The following is a 14,584-nucleotide window of genomic DNA, read 5'->3' as shown; positions in this document are numbered from 1 at the left end:
CGGCCAGCCTCTATCGTTGTTGTGTTACAGCGCGTGACGGCCGAGGCGGAACTCGAGCGCCGTGTCGGCTTCATACTGGCCCGTCTGCACGACCGACAACCCCTGCGCGCCCAGCGCGCTCAGCCATGTCTGGTACGCGCCCTCGAGAAACGCCGGCGTCCAGGCGAGCGCGCTCGCGCCGAATGCCGGCAGCGGCGCGCAGTAATGGACAATGCGCAGCGACTCGCGCTCGTCGGCCAGTTCCACATAGCCCCAATCGATTTCCTGCCAGCGCGCGTTCAAGGTCCGCGCGAGATCCGCGGTCGAGTCGCAGGCAGGCAGCGGGTGCGCGGCCGCAAAGCGGCTGCCGACACGGTGCATAAGCTGACGCAGTTCGTCGTGGCCAATCTGCCCCTCGAACTCCGAGGCGAGAGCGGACAGCATGCCTCGCCATTGCGGCGACAGTTGACGGTCCAGCAGGTAATCCAGGATTGCAGCCATGTTGTCTGGGAAATGGCCGTCGTACGCAACCGCTCAAAGCGGCCAAAGACAGCCGGGTGCAGGGAAGGTGTTCGTTGTAAATCGCGCATTGCACGCGGCGCAGGGGCGTAGGTCAGTGCAGGTTAGTTTTCCCGCATTAACCAGACGCTTCCGCACATGCCGGTGCAGTCTACTGAAGACATTAACTTTTAGCCACTTTCCGTCACCTGTCCGATACGCGCGAACGCTTTGTCCGACGAAAGAAGCCGCTGCGGCCGTGCGGCGACTTCGATTTGACTGCCCAAGCAAACCGGAGAGCGCTGGCCGTATTAACGGCACGCGGGGCGGTGTTTTTAGCCTTTCGATTCCTTTCGGCCCCGGCCTCAACTGCGTCCCGCCGACAATCAGGGCGCAATAATACAGCCGGAATTTATTGCCGAACCCGTCCTCTATGATCTTTAACAATCCGGCCGCCTTCGGGAAAACGCGTGTCGGATTCGTGACACAACCCTGCCCATTCGCACGCCAAATAGAGGACGGGTATTAATTGCCGAATAATTGTCGAGCAGGCTAAATATTTGTCAGATGTTTGCCGATATACATGGATAGAGTGACCGGACCCGCCCGCTAGCCATCCCTATGCTCCTCACCTCGCCGCAGCACTTAGCCGATGCCGGCCTGCGCGAGCGCTTTCACCGGCGCTCGCTTGAACATCAGCGTCCGCTCTCGACGGTCACGATGGCGTTCACGGTCGTCGCTTTCCTGTGTCTCGTGGCGGCACGCGGCCTCGCGGGCGGTGCGGCCGCGCCGCTCGTCTACCGGCTCGGCTGCGCCCTCGTGCTGGCGCTGCTCGTGGTGGCCATTCCGCGCACGAAATCGACGTGGACATTCGGCGCGATCGGCGTGGCTTTCTCGATCACGCTGGTGGTCGGTCTTGCGCTGAATGTCGCAGGCGCGCAACAGCCGCTCTTGTGGATTTTGCCGGCGATGGTCGTGATCCCGGTTTGCGCTGCGCCCTTGTGGCTGACGCCGACGCATTTCTTCGTCGGCAGCGCGCTGTTCTATGCGACGGCGATCGGCTTGCTGCTCGGCGCGCCACGCACCGCGGACGTGGATATTGTCGTGTGGATGTGGGTTGCGGCGATCGGCATGCCCACCGCCGTGGTCTTTCATTTCGGCTTCTACGCATTCCGGCGCAATCACTTCCTGCTCGAGGATCAACTGGCGCAACTCGCCGCAACCGATCCTCTGACCGGCCTGCAAAACCGCCGCGCCTTCGTCGCCCAGGCCGAGCGGCGCCTTGCCGACGTCGCGCGCGGCGGCCAGGTCAGCGCTATTTTTGTCGACATCGACAATTTCAAGTCACTGAACGACCGGTTCGGTCATGCGGTGGGCGACCTCGCGTTGCGGCAGGTCGCGCAGGTTCTGCTCGACGGGACCACGCACGGCGACAGCGTGAGCCGGATCGGCGGCGAGGAATTCGCGGTGCTGTCGGGCGAGGACCTCGCGGGGGCGCTGCGCCTTGCCGAGCGGTTGCGCGGCGCGATCGCCGCGCTCGAACGCCCGGACGGCAATCTGACGGCCAGCTTCGGCGTGGCGGAGCACCGTGGCGGCGAAAACATCATGGTGCTGCTGGATCGCGCCGACGAGGCGTTGCTGCGCGCCAAGCACTCCGGTCGCAACCGCGTGTGCGCGGAGCGCCCGCTGCCCGACGCGCCGCTGCAACTGCTGATCGAGGACGCCTGCGGCGCAGCGGGCGCGGCGGGCTCGCGGCATCGATGGGAAGACTATTACCTGACCTCGCACTTTCAGCCGCTCTTCAGCTTGTCGCATCAGAAACAGGTCGGCTTCGAGGCGCTGCTGCGCGGCGAACTCGACGACGGCACGCTGCTGCCGCCGGCTGTGCTGTTCGCGCCCAAGGCCTCCAGCGACGAAGGCGTGCTCGACCGCGCGAGTCACGCCGTGCATCTGGCCAACGCGCGCGCCTCGCTGCCCGCGGACGGCTGGCTCTTTCTGAACATCCTCCCGGCCACCTTCGTCGCCGAGGGTTATGCCGACGAGCTTGCCGGCATCGTGCGAAGGGTGGGGCTCGCGCCGGGGCAGGTCATTCTCGAGATCCTGGAATCGCACGGCGGCAGCGTCGACGAAATGTCGCGCGCGGCGGCCCTGTACCGCGAGCACGGGTTCCTCATCGCCGTGGACGATTTCGGCGCGGGCCAGTCGAATCTGGACCGGCTGCTGCGCATCCGTCCGGACATCGTCAAGCTCGACGGCGAACTGATCCGCGCAACGGGGCACGGCACCGGGCAGCCGATTCTGCCGAAACTCGTGTCGCTGCTGCATCAGGCCGGCATGCTCGTGGTGGTGGAGGGAGTCGAGACGACCGAGGAACTGATTCTCGCGGTGGAATCGAATGTGGACTTCGCGCAAGGCTATCTGCTGGGACGTCCTGCAGCGGAGATCGCGCCGCCGAGTTCGGTGCATCTGCGTATCGACGACGCTTTCGACGTGATCGCGCAAGGCCGTGCGCATCAGTATGCGTTGTTCGAATCTGTCGTGGAGCCGTACCGCGTTGCGCTGCTCGAGGCTGCGGACGCATTGCGCGCGGGCGCGGAGATGAAGTGCGCCTTCGCGTCGCTCGCGACGTTCGAGCATTGCGTGAGCTGCTTCATTCTCGACGACGCGGGGCGGCAGGTTGGCGCCGAAGTGCCGGGGCCGGCGTGGAGCAAGGAAAGCGCGTCGCTGCATCCGGTGGCCAATCCACGCGATGCGCGCTGGGACCATCGGCCGTACTATCGCAATGCCGTGCTGCTGCCGGGTGTGGCAATAGCCAGTAATCCTTATCTTTCGCTCGCGAGCGGCAGGCCGTGCATTGCCGTCACGCTCGCCGTGCAGTTCGAGAAAGAGCGCTCTGTGATCGGCGTGGAGCTCGACTGGTCGGCGCAAGGCTTGCCGTGGCCGGCGGGGGAATGACGGGCCGCGTGGCGATGGTCCGTGCATGGGTGCGCTTTCAATAGCTGCCCTTCACGACAACATGAGCCTCGACATCGTCCTTATATGACGCGGCGAGATCCGCCGCCGCGCGACTCAGCAAACCGGTATCGGTTCCGACCGCCACAAAACTCGCGCCTGCCGCGAGATATTCCTCTGCAATCGCGCGATCCGGCGCGAGCACGCCCGCGGCCTTGCCCGTGCGCCGCACGCTCGCTATGCCGCCGCGAATCGCCTCGCGCACGCTGGCATCGCCCGGCTTGCCGAGCAGCCCCATCGACGCGCTCAGGTCCGAAGGGCCGAAGAACACGCCGTCGACGCCGTCCACCGCGGCAATGGCAGGCAGATTGTCCATGCCTTGTACGGTTTCCACTTGCACGAGCACGCACAGTTCGTCGGCGGCCCGAGCGAGATAGTCCGGCACGCGGTTCCAGCGGGACGCGCGCGCCAATGCGCTGCCGACGCCGCGAATGCCATGCGGCGGGTAGCGCGTAGCGGCGACGGCATCGGCGGCCTGTTCGGCGGTGTCGATCATCGGCAACAGCAAGGTCTGTGCGCCGATGTCGAGCAGCTGTTTGATCACGGCGCTGTCGCTTCGCACCGGACGCACGACAGGATGCGATGCGTAGGCGGCGACCGCCTGCAATTGCGCAAGCGTGCTGCGCACGTCGTTCGGCGCGTGCTCGTTGTCGATCAGCAGCCAGTCGAAGCCGGCCGTGGCGAGCAGCTCGGTGACATAGGCGTCGGCAAGCGCGGCCCACAGGCCGAACCGCGGGGTGCCTTCGCGCAGCGCGCGTTTGAAGGGGTTGGGCGGCAAAGACATGAGCACACTCAAATGAAATTCAAAGCGATGCCGCCGAGCGGGCCGTAGTCGACATGGAATGTGTCGCCGGCCTTCGCGGCAATGGGACTCGTAAACGAGCCGCTCAGGATCACGTCGTTCGCGTTGAGCATTTCGTCGTACGGGGCGATCTTGTTGGCGAGCCACGCAACGCCCGTGGCGGGATGATTGAGCACGGCCGCGGCGAGTCCGCTTTCCTCGACTGCGCCGTTCCTGTAAAGCAGCGCGCCGACCCAGCGCAGGTCGACATCGAGCGGACGCACGGGCCGGCCGCCGAGCACGATGCCCGCATTGGCCGCAAAGTCGGAGATCGTGTCGTAGACCTTGCGGGGCGCGCGCGTCTCGCGGTCGAACTGCTCGATGCGCGCGTCGATGATTTCCACCGCGGGCGTGACGTAAGCCGTGGCGTCGAGCACATCGAACAGCGTGACGCCCGGGCCTTTGAGCGGCTTGTTCAACACGAACGCCAGCTCCACCTCCACACGCGGCGCAATGAAGCGATCCGCGCGAATGTCCTGGCCGTTTTCGATAAACATGCTGTCGAGGAGCGGCGCGTAGTCCGGCTCGTCGATCTGCGACGAACGCTGCATCGCGCGCGACGTGAGGCCGATTTTGCGGCCCTTGATCACGTGTCCTTCTGCGAGCTTGAGTTTGACCCACTCGCGCTGGATGGCGTAGCCGTCCTCGACGGTCATGTGCGGATACGCAGCCGAAAAGTGGCGCAACTGCGTGCGCGTCTTCTCGGCCTCATCGAGCTGCGCCGCAAGCGCGCGAATAGTTTGCTGATCTAACATAATGAGTTCTCTATGGAGCTGCCATGAGCATGCCCGGGCTGGCTACTGTGCTTTGAGCCGCGCGTGGAGGTTGTTGTGTTTCCACGTGCCGGCTTCGCTGAATTCGTTGATTTCCAGCGACAACGCGAGACCGCTGCGTTCGAACTCATCGGCGAAGTGCTCCTTGATGCGCGCGAAGAGCGCCTCGCCGGTGGCCTTTTTAGTGGCGTCCGAGCGGCCCGCGGCGATCTTCAGGTTGGCGTGCAGAAACGCTGCGTCGGCGCGTCCATCGGCAATGCAATAGTGTTCGCAACGCAACGCGCGCACGCGAATGCCGCCGAGCGGATAGACAGGCCGTTCCTGCTCGCGCTGTTCGGCGAGGCATTGAGCGAGCGTATGGCACAGGCGGCCGATAAGCTCGCTGTCGGCGAGATTCGCGCTGTACTCGAGTGTCAGATGCGGCACGATAACCTCCTCAGAGTTGATTCACGCGGGCAGCGGTGTGACCGGAAAAATCGCATTGATCTGGCCGGTTCCCGAGCTGCCGAAATACGGCGTGATGACTTCCACCTTGCCTTCATAGCGGTCCCAACCCAGCGCGCCGAGCAGCATGGCCGTGTCGTGCATGCCGCCTTCGCCCCAGCATTTCTCGTTGTAAAGCGGCAGCATTTCGCAGAAGGTCTTCCAGTCGCCGGCTTGCCATAGCTCGACCACCTGGCGGTCCATTTGTTCGAGAAAGGGATTCCAGACCTTGTGCATGAACTGCTCGGCCGTACCGTTGTCGGCGAAATGGTGACTCAGCGATCCGCTCGCAAGAATGGCAACGGTGCCGTCATAGCGCTCCTCGATCGCCTTGCGCACCGCGAGGCCAAATCGCGCACTGGTTTCCAGTTGATGCCACATGCACCAGCCGGCCACCGAAACCGCTTTAAAATGCTGATCGCTATTCATATAGCGCATGGGCACGAGCGTGCCGTATTCGAGTTCGAGCGTGGTCTCGCTATGTGCGCGGCTTTTTACGCCCATTTCGTTGGCGACCTCCGCAATCAGATTGCCGAGTCCCACATTGCCGGGGTACGCGTACGGCATGTTCCTGATGAAGTGCGGCAATTCGTTGCTCGTGTAGACACCCTCGAACTTCGGCGCGCAATTGATGTGGTACTCGCTGTTGACGAGCCAATGCACGTCGAACACGACGATCGTATCCACGTCCAGTTCGCGGCAGCGCCGGCCGATTTCATGATGGCCGTCGATCGCGGGCTGACGGCAACCCTGATGCGGCCCGTCGAGCTCCGACAGATATAACGACGGCACGTGTGTCACTTTTGCTGCCAGCGCGAGCTTGCCCATCGCGGTCTCCTTCGGTCTGTGCCGCGAGACGCGCTGCGTCCCGCGTGGAATAGGTGCAGCGCGTCAGACGCCCCAGCGCGGAATGTGATGCGAACCGAGCGAGACGCACACGTTCTTCGGTTCGAGGAACACTTCGTAGCTCCACGTGCCGCCTTCGCGCCCCACGCCCGATGCTTTCGTGCCGCCGAACGGCTGCCGCAGGTCGCGTACGTTCTGGCTGTTGACGAAGCACATGCCGGCTTCCACGGCGGCCGCGACGCGATGCGCGCGGCCGGTGTTTTCCGTCCAGATGTAGCTCGACAAACCGTATGAGATGTCGTTGGCGAGGCGGATTGCGTCGGCTTCGTCGTCGAAGGGAATCAGGCACGCGACGGGGCCGAAGATCTCTTCCTGCGCGATGCGCATGCGGTTGTCGACGTCCACGAAAACCGTGGGCATCACAAAGTTGCCTTTGCGCATGGCGTCGGGCAAAGCCGGCGTGTCGAGACCGCCGCACGCAAGCGTGGCGCCTTCTTTCGGCCCCAGTTCGATATAGCTGCGGACCTTGGCCAGATGTCCCTGGCTGATCATCGGCCCAATGATGGTGCTGTCGGCAAGCGGGTCGCCGACCGCGAGACGCTTCGCCCGTTCAACGAAGCGTTCGGCAAACTTTGCATAGATGGATTTCTGCACGAGAATCCGCGAGCCGGCGGTACAGCGCTCGCCGTTGTTCGAGAAGATCATGAAGACGGCGGCGTCGAGCGCCCGTTCGAAATCGGCGTCGTCGAAAATCACGAACGGCGACTTGCCGCCCAGTTCCATCGAAAACTTCTTGAGGCCGGCGGTTTGCACAATGCGGTTGCCGGTCGCGGTGGAGCCGGTGAACGAAACCGCGTGCACATCCGGATGCGCGACGAGCGGCTCGCCGGTTTCCTTGCCGAAGCCGTGCACCACGTTCAGCACGCCGGCGGGAATGCCGGCTTCCAGCGCGAGGTTGCCGAGCGTCGAGGCGGTGAGCGGCGACAGTTCGCTCATCTTCAACACAGCCGTATTGCCGAACGCGAGGCAGGGCGCGACTTTCCACGTCGCCGTCATGAACGGCACATTCCACGGCGAGATCAGCGCGCACACGCCGACCGGATGAAACAGCGTGTAGTTGAGGTGCGTGTCCGTCGGATAGGTGTGGCCGTCCACCCGCGTGCACATCTCGGCAAAGTAGCCGAAGTTGTCGGCGGCGCGTGGCACGAGTTGCTTGCGCGTCTGGGAGATCGTCTGGCCCGTGTCTTTTGTTTCGGTTTCCGAAATATCAGGTACGTTTTTTGCGATCAACTCGCCGAGCTTGCGGATCAGTTTCGCGCGTTCGGCCGCAGGTTTGGCCGCCCATGCGGGAAACGCTTCTTTTGCGGCGCGCACCGCGGCATGGACTTCCTGTTCGCCGCCGCGCGCGACTTCGGCCAGCACTTCCTGCGTCGCCGGATTCACGGTTTCAAAGTAGTTTTTTGCACCGACCGTCTTGCCGTCGATCAGATGTTCGATTCGCATTGCGTTGTCCTTTACTGTTTTCGCGCTTGTTCCTGCGGCGCTCAGCCGCGGCCGAAATCCGCGTCGGAGGCAATCGTGTTGACGAGGCGCCCGAGGCCGTCGATCTCGCACACCACTTCGTCGCCCACGTTCACGTTGACGATGCCTTCGGGCGTGCCGGTCAAAATCACGTCGCCGGGTGCGAGCGTCATGAAGCCGCTCAGGTATTCGATCAGCGCGGGAATATCGGTCACGAGGTCGCGCGTATTGCCGCGCTGTTGCAGCGTGCCGTTGACGAACGTGCGTAGCTCCAGTTGCGTCACGTCTTCAACATCGGCTGCATCGACGAACCAGGGGCCGAGTACCGTGGCGCCGTCGCGATTTTTCACACGCAGGTTGGGGCGGTAATAGTTTTCCAGGTAGTCGCGAATCGCGTAGTCGTTCGCAATCATGTAGCCGGCTACGTGCTGCATGGCGTTTTCGCGCTCGACATTGCGCGCAGTCTGGCCGATCACGACGGCGAGCTCGCACTCGTAGTGCATGAAAGCGACGTCGGCGGGGCGGCGAGTCGAGCCGCGATGACCTATCACGGTGCCCGGTCCCTTGAGAAATACGAGCGGCTCTTCCTGCTTGTTGAACTGCAATTCCTTCGCATGCTCGGCGTAATTCAGGCCAAGGGCGAAGAGGGTGCCCACTTCGACAGGCGCGAGCCAGACAAGCTCTTCTTCGCGGCGCACGCGTCCGTCTGCGAGTTGCACGCCTTCTGCGTGCGGATAGGCTTCGTGGATCGCGCCTGCATACGCTACACGGCCGCGCATCATGGCTGTTCTCCGTCGGGTTGCGTTGCGCCGACGAACGACACGCCAAGCGGCGGCAGTTGTCCAATCGACAGGACGGCCTCGTCGCCGATATGCGCGACCGGCGAGCCGTGCGGCACACCAAGTGTGATGACGTCGCCGGGCGCGAGCGTCATGAAGTCCGTGACGTCCGCAAGCAACCGGGCGACATTGCGTACCGACGACCCCGTGTTCGCCGTGAATGCAGGCGCACCGTTCAGCGAAACCGCGATGGCGAGGGCGTCCGGATTCGCGACATGGCGGGCGGCGACCACTGCCGGGCCGATCACGCAAAACCCGTCGCGCGCCCGGAATCGTACCGAGGGCCGGTACACGCTCGCATGCGGCACGCTGAGATCGGCCACGAGGGTGTAGCCCGCGATGTAATGGAATGCCCGCTCGATACTCACGCGCGTCGCCGTGCGGCCGATTACGATGCCGAGCGACGCGCCCACCTCCACGCCCAGTTCGTTGTCGGGCACGAGGACTTTCGCGCGATGCCCCGTGAGCGTATTGCGCGGCTTCAGATAAAGGACCGGCGCTTTCGGCGGCGCCTTGTAAGGCGCGGCGTGCACGGCATCACCCAGCGCGTCCACCGCGGCACGGTCGTTCAGCAAGGTCCCGTAGACCGCGCCGCTGACGGGCGGCCGGCACGCCACGCCGCGTGCGAGCAGCACGGCCGCGGCGTGTGCATCCACGTCGCGCGGCAACGCGTCGCCTTCCGGGTGCAGCAGATGATCGGCAAGTGCAAACATGAAGTGGCTATGCCTCGGGAGAAGGGCTCGACACGAATACTAACATGTTAGTAGTATTGCGCTTGATATGATCCAGGGTCAATAGCCAGTCGGCTGATCGCGGGTTTTCCCTTAAGCTTCGACGGCTGCTTTCAATCATCGTCCACTATGTCTTCGTCCGCTTCCACACGAGTTTTGCACCGCAACCTGCCGATGCTGCTGCTGCGCGCCAGAGAAAAGATGATGGAGCGCTTTCGTCCTTTGATTACCGCGCACGGCTTGACCGAGCAGCAATGGCGCGTGATTCGCGCGCTCAATGAGCACGGGCCGATGGAGCCGCGCCACATCTCGGACATCTGCACGATTTCGAGCCCGAGCATGGCGGGCGTGCTCGCGCGCATGGAGAGCATGGAGCTGATCACGAAGGAGCGCTTTGCGGAAGATCAGCGCCGCGTGCTGGTTTCGCTCACCGATGCGAGCGTGGACCTCGTGCGTGTGATCTCGAAGGATCTGGAAGCGCAGTACCGCGAACTGGAGCGCAAGGTCGGCCCGGAGATCGTCGAGCGCGTTTATCGCGCCGTCGACGATCTGCTCGCCGGTCTCGCGGAAGAGGACGAGTGAACGCGTCTTACATCCGTCACACATCGAGCAGTTTGAAACCCACCGAAACCAATTGAAGAGAGTCCGATGCCGTTGTCACAAGAGGCCGACGCCGCACCCAAAAGTGCCCTGAAACAGGCAGTATTTCTGCACACGGGCTGGCGCAGCGCGGGCACGTGGGTGTGGTCGCGTCTTCGCGCGCTCAACACCGTGACGGGTTTTTACGAGCCGCTTAGCAACGTGCTCGCCGATCTAAGCAAGGCCGAGGTCGCCGCGAGCCGTCCCACGCTGACGTCGGGGCATCCGCCGCTCGAGGCGCCTTACTTCGACGAATACAAGCCGTTCCTGCAAGAAGGCGTGCGCGGTGTGACCGGATACCGCAAAACCTTCGGCATCGACCGTTTCGGCGACGTGCCGGACGCGGAATTCCCCGCGCTAGCGGCCTATTTGCGCAGCCTTTGCGAAGACGCGGTCCGGCAGGGCCGCGTGCCGGTGCTCAAGTTCTGCCGGTCGACAGGACGATTGCCCTGGCTCAGGCACGCGTTTGCCGATGCCATGCATGTGGGCGTGCTGCGCAATCCCGCGTCGCAATTCGCTTCCGGCTGGCTGCTTAATCAGCAGTGGCGCAACCCGTTCTTTGTGGCGGCACCGTTTCGGGTGCTCGGTTTGAATCGCACCGAGCCGTTGGTGAAGCACGTGATCGACGTGTGCGACGTGAAATTGCCGCCGGCCGTGCCCGCTTCCGACGACGCTTACGCCATGGCGTGCGAGCAGTATGCGCGCAGCGCGGAGGGTAATAATGCGTACCGCGCGTTTGTCGCACTATGGATTCTCGGCGCGTGCCGAATGGGACAAGGCGTCGATCTGCTCGTCGACATGGATCTGCCTGGACAGTCGCGCGACTATGCGGCGAGCCTGCGAGCTGGCTTTGAAGTGCAGTGCGGGCTCTCGCCGGATTTCAGCGGCGCGCGCGATCTGGTGGAGGAAACGCGGCGCAGCGCTGCGCGCATCGGCGGAATAGACGGTGGAGCGACGCGCGCGGTTCATTCGGCGGCGCTCAAGTTTCTGAAGGCGCAAGGCGGCGTGGACGCGGCCTTTGTCGAACGGGTGCGCGAAAAAATGGTGCTTGCGAACGAGTTGACCGCGCAGTGGCGTTAGTTCGCGCACAGTGGCGTCAAGCTGGCGCCTGCCAGCCGCGCTGCTGCGTCAAGCGCCCGGAAAGTGGCAGCGCGCTAGGACGTCACGGCCTTTTTCGACTCGGCCAGGGTCTCGGCCCTCAACCGCTCATAGCTGGGTTTATCGAGCGGTACCGCGTCGGGCTGCCCCAGATCGCTCAGCCTGACACGGAAATTTTCGCGTGCGCTCCACGCGGTAATCGCCGCGATGATCGTAATGGCGAAGGTAATCGCGCCGATGGTGACCGGAACGTTGTGCGATCCCGGCGGCGCGACGTAAGCGAACAGGGCCGGCAGCAGCGCGGTAATCGTAGTGCCGACGTTCTGCCCAATCGCCATCGCGGAGACGCGTGAACGCGTGGGGAAAAGCTCGGGGTAGAAGCTCGGGAATGTCGCGTTATAGCCTTGGTAGATCACGCCCCACATGAGGATCGACATGACGATCGCGAGCGCCACGTTGTGAATGCTGATGGCGTACAGATACGCGAACGACAGCAGCCCCGCACCCAGTGCGCCGACGATGATCGGCAGGCGCCGCCCGATCCTGTCGGACAGGTTGCCCACATACGGAATCACGAGCACGGCAACAATATTGCCGATCACCGGAATCCACAGGTAGACGCTCTTCGAAAAGCCGATGCCGTACGACGCCTGTACCGCATACGCGGCGCCGAAAATGGTCGCGACGACCGGAATCACGTTCATCAGCGAGCAGCCCACGACACGCAGCATGTCGGGCCAGTTGTAGCGGAAGGCCTCGGCAATCGGTGACTTCGGCACGCCGCCGCTCGCGTCCTCTTTCGCGAAAGCCGGCGTTTCCTCGACTTCGCGGCGGATGATGTAGCCCGCCACCAGCACGAGCGCGCTCAGTAGAAACGGAATGCGCCAGCCCCACGAATTGAAGGAGCTTTCCTCCATGTAATAGGCGAGCGGCAGGAACACGGCGGCCGCGAGAATCTGGCCGGCCTGCACGCCTTGCAGCGTGAAGCTCGCGTAATAGCCGCGTCGTCCGAAGGGGGCGTGTTCGAGAATCATCGAACTCGCGCCCGAGATTTCTCCGGCCACTGCGAAGCCCTGGATCAGACGGAGTACGACGAGCAGCGTCGGTGCGAGCAGCCCGGCGTGCTGGTAGGTCGGCAGGAGGCCGACGGCCATCGTCGAAAAACCCATCATGAACATGCATAGCAGGAGGACGTTCTTGCGGCCGTGCGTGTCGCCCCAGTGTCCGAGCACGAATGCGCCGATGGGCCGCGCGACATAGCCCACGCCATACGTGGCGAGCGAGGCGACGATCGCGATCTTCGGATTGCCGGATGGAAAGAACAGCTGCGGGAAAATCAGCGCCGCGGCCTGCGCGTAGATGAAGAAATCGTAGTACTCGAGGGCGGAGCCGATCCAGCCGCTGGCGGTTGCCTTGCCAGCCTGTCCGCGATGCTTGCGGCCACTCGCCGTTGCGTTCGTTGCCATGTCGCGCCTCCTCACCGAAATGCGGTGACCCGCCCCGTGCGGCTGCTTCATTTGGCGTCCGGCGAGCGAACTATGCAACCCAGGACTTACACGGCGACGGACAGGGCGCCGGCGCATGCTGCGATGCGTCACAGCCGCCCCGCATCCGCGCGTTTTCGTGAGAATTGGCGCGGCGATCCAATACAGTTGCTGCGCAAAAAACAATACAGTGAGGCGCGGTTCTGTTTGGCTGTATCGGGAATAAGCGGCGCCGCGTCGATACAGTTGGCGGGTCTCGAATCCGTCTACCCGCCCGGCGCCTAACGCCTGGCCTTTCCCGAACGCGAGGGTTGAAATGAACGCAGCAAACGAGCAGGACAAGCTGTCAGTGCAGCAGTTGGGCCACTACATCGGCGGCGCGGCGGTTGCGCCCACCAGTGGCCGCTTCAAGGACGTGTTCAATCCCGCGACCGGCAAGGTGACGAGCTCGGTGGCGCTCGCGTCGGTCGAAGAAGTGGATGCCGCCGTGAAATCGGCGAAAGCGGCATTCCCGGCATGGAGCGAAACGGCACCCATCAAGCGCGCGCGGATTCTCTTCAAGTTCAAGGAGCTGCTCAACCGGCACCACGACGAGCTGGCCATGCTCATCACGCGCGAGCACGGCAAGGTGTTCACGGACGCGCAAGGCGAGGTGGTGCGCGGTATCGAAGTGGTCGAGTTCGCGTGCGGCATTCCGAACCTGTTGAAGACCGATTTCACCGACCAGATCGGCGGCGGCATCGACAACTGGAACCTGCGCCAGGCACTCGGCGTGGTCGCCGGCATCACGCCGTTCAATTTCCCCGTCATGGTGCCGATGTGGATGTTCCCTGTGGCGCTCGCTTGCGGCAACACGTTCGTGCTGAAGCCCTCGGAGCGCGATCCGTCGGCGTCGCTGCGCATTGCCGAACTGCTGAAGGAAGCCGGTCTGCCCGACGGCGTGTTCAACGTGGTCAACGGCGACAAGGTCGCGGTCGACGCGCTGATCGACCATCCGGACGTCGCGGCGCTGTCGTTTGTCGGCTCCACGCCGATTGCGGAGTACATCCACACTGAGGCGTCGAAGCGCGGCAAGCGCGTGCAGGCGCTCGGCGGCGCGAAGAATCACCTCGTCGTGATGCCTGACGCCGATCTCGATCAAGCCGTGGACGCGCTCATCGGCGCAGCGTATGGTTCGGCCGGCGAGCGCTGCATGGCGATTTCGGTGGCGGTCGCAGTGGGCAATGTCGCCGACAAGCTGATTGAAAAGCTGGTGCCGCGCGTGAAGTCGCTCGTCATCAAGAATGGCGAACATCTCGACGCCGAAATGGGTCCGCTCGTGACGGCCGAGCACAAGGCGAAAGTGGCCGGTTATATCGCGTCGGGTGTGGAAGAGGGCGCGAATCTCATCGTGGATGGCCGCGCGCATCCAGTTGCAGGCGAAGCAGGCTTCTTTATCGGCGGAACGCTGTTCGACAACGTCGGCACGCACATGAAGATCTACAAGGAAGAGATCTTCGGCCCGGTGCTCGCGGTAGTGCGTGTGCCCGATTTCGCGAGCGCAGTCGAATTGATCAACGCGCACGAGTTCGGTAACGGCGTGTCGCTGTTCACGTCCGACGGCGGCGTGGCGCGCGCGTTCGGCCGGCAGATTCAGGTCGGCATGGTCGGCATCAACGTGCCCATTCCGGTGCCGATGGCATGGCATTCGTTCGGCGGCTGGAAGAAGTCGCTGTTCGGCGATCACCATGCCTATGGCGAAGAAGGCGTGCGTTTCTATACGCGCTACAAGAGCATCATGCAGCGCTGGCCCGACAGCATCGCAAAGGGCGCCGAATTTACGATGCCGGTGGCGAAGTAA

Annotated in this window: 13 protein-coding genes; 4 read left to right on the top strand and 9 right to left on the bottom strand. The window is 63.6% G+C overall.

What is annotated here, in order from left to right:
* Nucleotides 1–24: 24 nt before the first annotated feature.
* On the bottom strand, nt 25–480 hold the full coding sequence (bcsD, locus tag ACEN8U_RS10990; protein ID WP_310109183.1) for a cellulose biosynthesis protein BcsD: 456 nt from the start codon (nt 478–480) through the stop codon (nt 25–27).
* Nucleotides 481–1,098: 618 nt separating this feature from the next.
* Between bcsD and ACEN8U_RS10985 the strand changes: the two genes are divergently transcribed.
* Complete coding sequence (locus tag ACEN8U_RS10985; protein WP_310109181.1) at nt 1,099–3,432, top strand: bifunctional diguanylate cyclase/phosphodiesterase; 2,334 nt, start codon at nt 1,099–1,101, stop codon at nt 3,430–3,432.
* A gap of 37 nt (nt 3,433–3,469) precedes the next feature.
* Here the strand turns inward: ACEN8U_RS10985 and hpaI are convergent, their stop codons facing one another.
* The 7 genes from hpaI to ACEN8U_RS10950 form a co-directional block, all read right to left on the bottom strand.
* Entirely contained in the window at nt 3,470–4,273 is an 804-nt protein-coding gene (gene hpaI / locus ACEN8U_RS10980; RefSeq protein WP_310109180.1) for a 4-hydroxy-2-oxoheptanedioate aldolase, read from the bottom strand.
* Nucleotides 4,274–4,281: 8 nt separating this feature from the next.
* Nucleotides 4,282–5,085 (bottom strand): 2-oxo-hept-4-ene-1,7-dioate hydratase, encoded by an 804-nt coding sequence (gene hpaH, locus ACEN8U_RS10975; protein WP_309586257.1) that lies wholly within the window; start codon nt 5,083–5,085, stop codon nt 4,282–4,284.
* Between the two features lie 42 nt (nt 5,086–5,127).
* Nucleotides 5,128–5,529 carry a 5-carboxymethyl-2-hydroxymuconate Delta-isomerase gene (locus ACEN8U_RS10970; protein ID WP_310109175.1) on the bottom strand — a complete coding sequence of 134 codons (402 nt, stop codon included), beginning with the start codon at nt 5,527–5,529 and terminating at the stop codon, nt 5,128–5,130.
* A gap of 21 nt (nt 5,530–5,550) precedes the next feature.
* Entirely contained in the window at nt 5,551–6,414 is an 864-nt protein-coding gene (gene hpaD, locus ACEN8U_RS10965; protein WP_310109173.1) for a 3,4-dihydroxyphenylacetate 2,3-dioxygenase, read from the bottom strand.
* Nucleotides 6,415–6,477: 63 nt separating this feature from the next.
* Nucleotides 6,478–7,935, bottom strand: a complete 1,458-nt coding sequence (gene hpaE / locus ACEN8U_RS10960; RefSeq protein ID WP_310109171.1) for a 5-carboxymethyl-2-hydroxymuconate semialdehyde dehydrogenase — start codon at nt 7,933–7,935, stop codon at nt 6,478–6,480.
* A 41-nt stretch (nt 7,936–7,976) separates the two neighbouring features.
* The gene (locus tag ACEN8U_RS10955) at nt 7,977–8,735 is read right to left on the bottom strand and encodes a fumarylacetoacetate hydrolase family protein (RefSeq protein ID WP_310109169.1); all 759 of its coding nucleotides are present in this window, start codon (nt 8,733–8,735) and stop codon (nt 7,977–7,979) included.
* Entirely contained in the window at nt 8,732–9,505 is a 774-nt protein-coding gene (locus tag ACEN8U_RS10950) for a fumarylacetoacetate hydrolase family protein (protein ID WP_310109167.1), read from the bottom strand. The genes ACEN8U_RS10955 and ACEN8U_RS10950 overlap by 4 nt, the downstream gene beginning before the upstream one ends.
* A gap of 192 nt (nt 9,506–9,697) precedes the next feature.
* Here ACEN8U_RS10950 and hpaR point away from each other — a divergent pair, with 192 nt between their 5' ends.
* Nucleotides 9,698–10,105 carry a homoprotocatechuate degradation operon regulator HpaR gene (gene hpaR, locus ACEN8U_RS10945; RefSeq protein WP_310109166.1) on the top strand — a complete coding sequence of 136 codons (408 nt, stop codon included), beginning with the start codon at nt 9,698–9,700 and terminating at the stop codon, nt 10,103–10,105.
* Nucleotides 10,106–10,171: 66 nt separating this feature from the next.
* A complete protein-coding gene (locus ACEN8U_RS10940; RefSeq protein WP_310109164.1) occupies nt 10,172–11,242 on the top strand; it encodes a hypothetical protein in 1,071 nt (356 codons plus the stop codon).
* Between the two features lie 74 nt (nt 11,243–11,316).
* Here ACEN8U_RS10940 and ACEN8U_RS10935 read toward each other — a convergent pair whose 3' ends face one another.
* A complete protein-coding gene (locus tag ACEN8U_RS10935) occupies nt 11,317–12,726 on the bottom strand; it encodes an MFS transporter (protein ID WP_310109162.1) in 1,410 nt (469 codons plus the stop codon).
* A 334-nt stretch (nt 12,727–13,060) separates the two neighbouring features.
* Here ACEN8U_RS10935 and ACEN8U_RS10930 point away from each other — a divergent pair, with 334 nt between their 5' ends.
* Complete coding sequence (locus tag ACEN8U_RS10930; RefSeq protein ID WP_310109160.1) at nt 13,061–14,584, top strand: CoA-acylating methylmalonate-semialdehyde dehydrogenase; 1,524 nt, start codon at nt 13,061–13,063, stop codon at nt 14,582–14,584.

The sequence above is a fragment of the Paraburkholderia phenoliruptrix genome (assembly GCF_047325075.1).
GTDB lineage: Bacteria > Pseudomonadota > Gammaproteobacteria > Burkholderiales > Burkholderiaceae > Paraburkholderia > Paraburkholderia phenoliruptrix.
Note: the sequence above shows the minus strand (reverse complement) of the source record. Positions and strands in the feature narration are given on the sequence as shown.

Coding starts and splice junctions, on each gene's coding strand:
- hpaR (WP_310109166.1), top strand. CDS start 9,698: ATGCTGCTGCTGCGCGCCAGAGAAAAGATGATGGAGCGCTTTCGTCCT.
- ACEN8U_RS10985 (WP_310109181.1), top strand. CDS start 1,099: ATGCTCCTCACCTCGCCGCAGCACTTAGCCGATGCCGGCCTGCGCGAG.
- ACEN8U_RS10955 (WP_310109169.1), bottom strand. CDS start 8,735: ATGATGCGCGGCCGTGTAGCGTATGCAGGCGCGATCCACGAAGCCTAT.
- hpaE (WP_310109171.1), bottom strand. CDS start 7,935: ATGCGAATCGAACATCTGATCGACGGCAAGACGGTCGGTGCAAAAAAC.
- ACEN8U_RS10940 (WP_310109164.1), top strand. CDS start 10,172: ATGCCGTTGTCACAAGAGGCCGACGCCGCACCCAAAAGTGCCCTGAAA.
- bcsD (WP_310109183.1), bottom strand. CDS start 480: ATGGCTGCAATCCTGGATTACCTGCTGGACCGTCAACTGTCGCCGCAA.
- ACEN8U_RS10950 (WP_310109167.1), bottom strand. CDS start 9,505: ATGTTTGCACTTGCCGATCATCTGCTGCACCCGGAAGGCGACGCGTTG.
- ACEN8U_RS10935 (WP_310109162.1), bottom strand. CDS start 12,726: ATGGCAACGAACGCAACGGCGAGTGGCCGCAAGCATCGCGGACAGGCT.
- hpaH (WP_309586257.1), bottom strand. CDS start 5,085: ATGTTAGATCAGCAAACTATTCGCGCGCTTGCGGCGCAGCTCGATGAG.
- ACEN8U_RS10930 (WP_310109160.1), top strand. CDS start 13,061: ATGAACGCAGCAAACGAGCAGGACAAGCTGTCAGTGCAGCAGTTGGGC.
- hpaD (WP_310109173.1), bottom strand. CDS start 6,414: ATGGGCAAGCTCGCGCTGGCAGCAAAAGTGACACACGTGCCGTCGTTA.
- hpaI (WP_310109180.1), bottom strand. CDS start 4,273: ATGTCTTTGCCGCCCAACCCCTTCAAACGCGCGCTGCGCGAAGGCACC.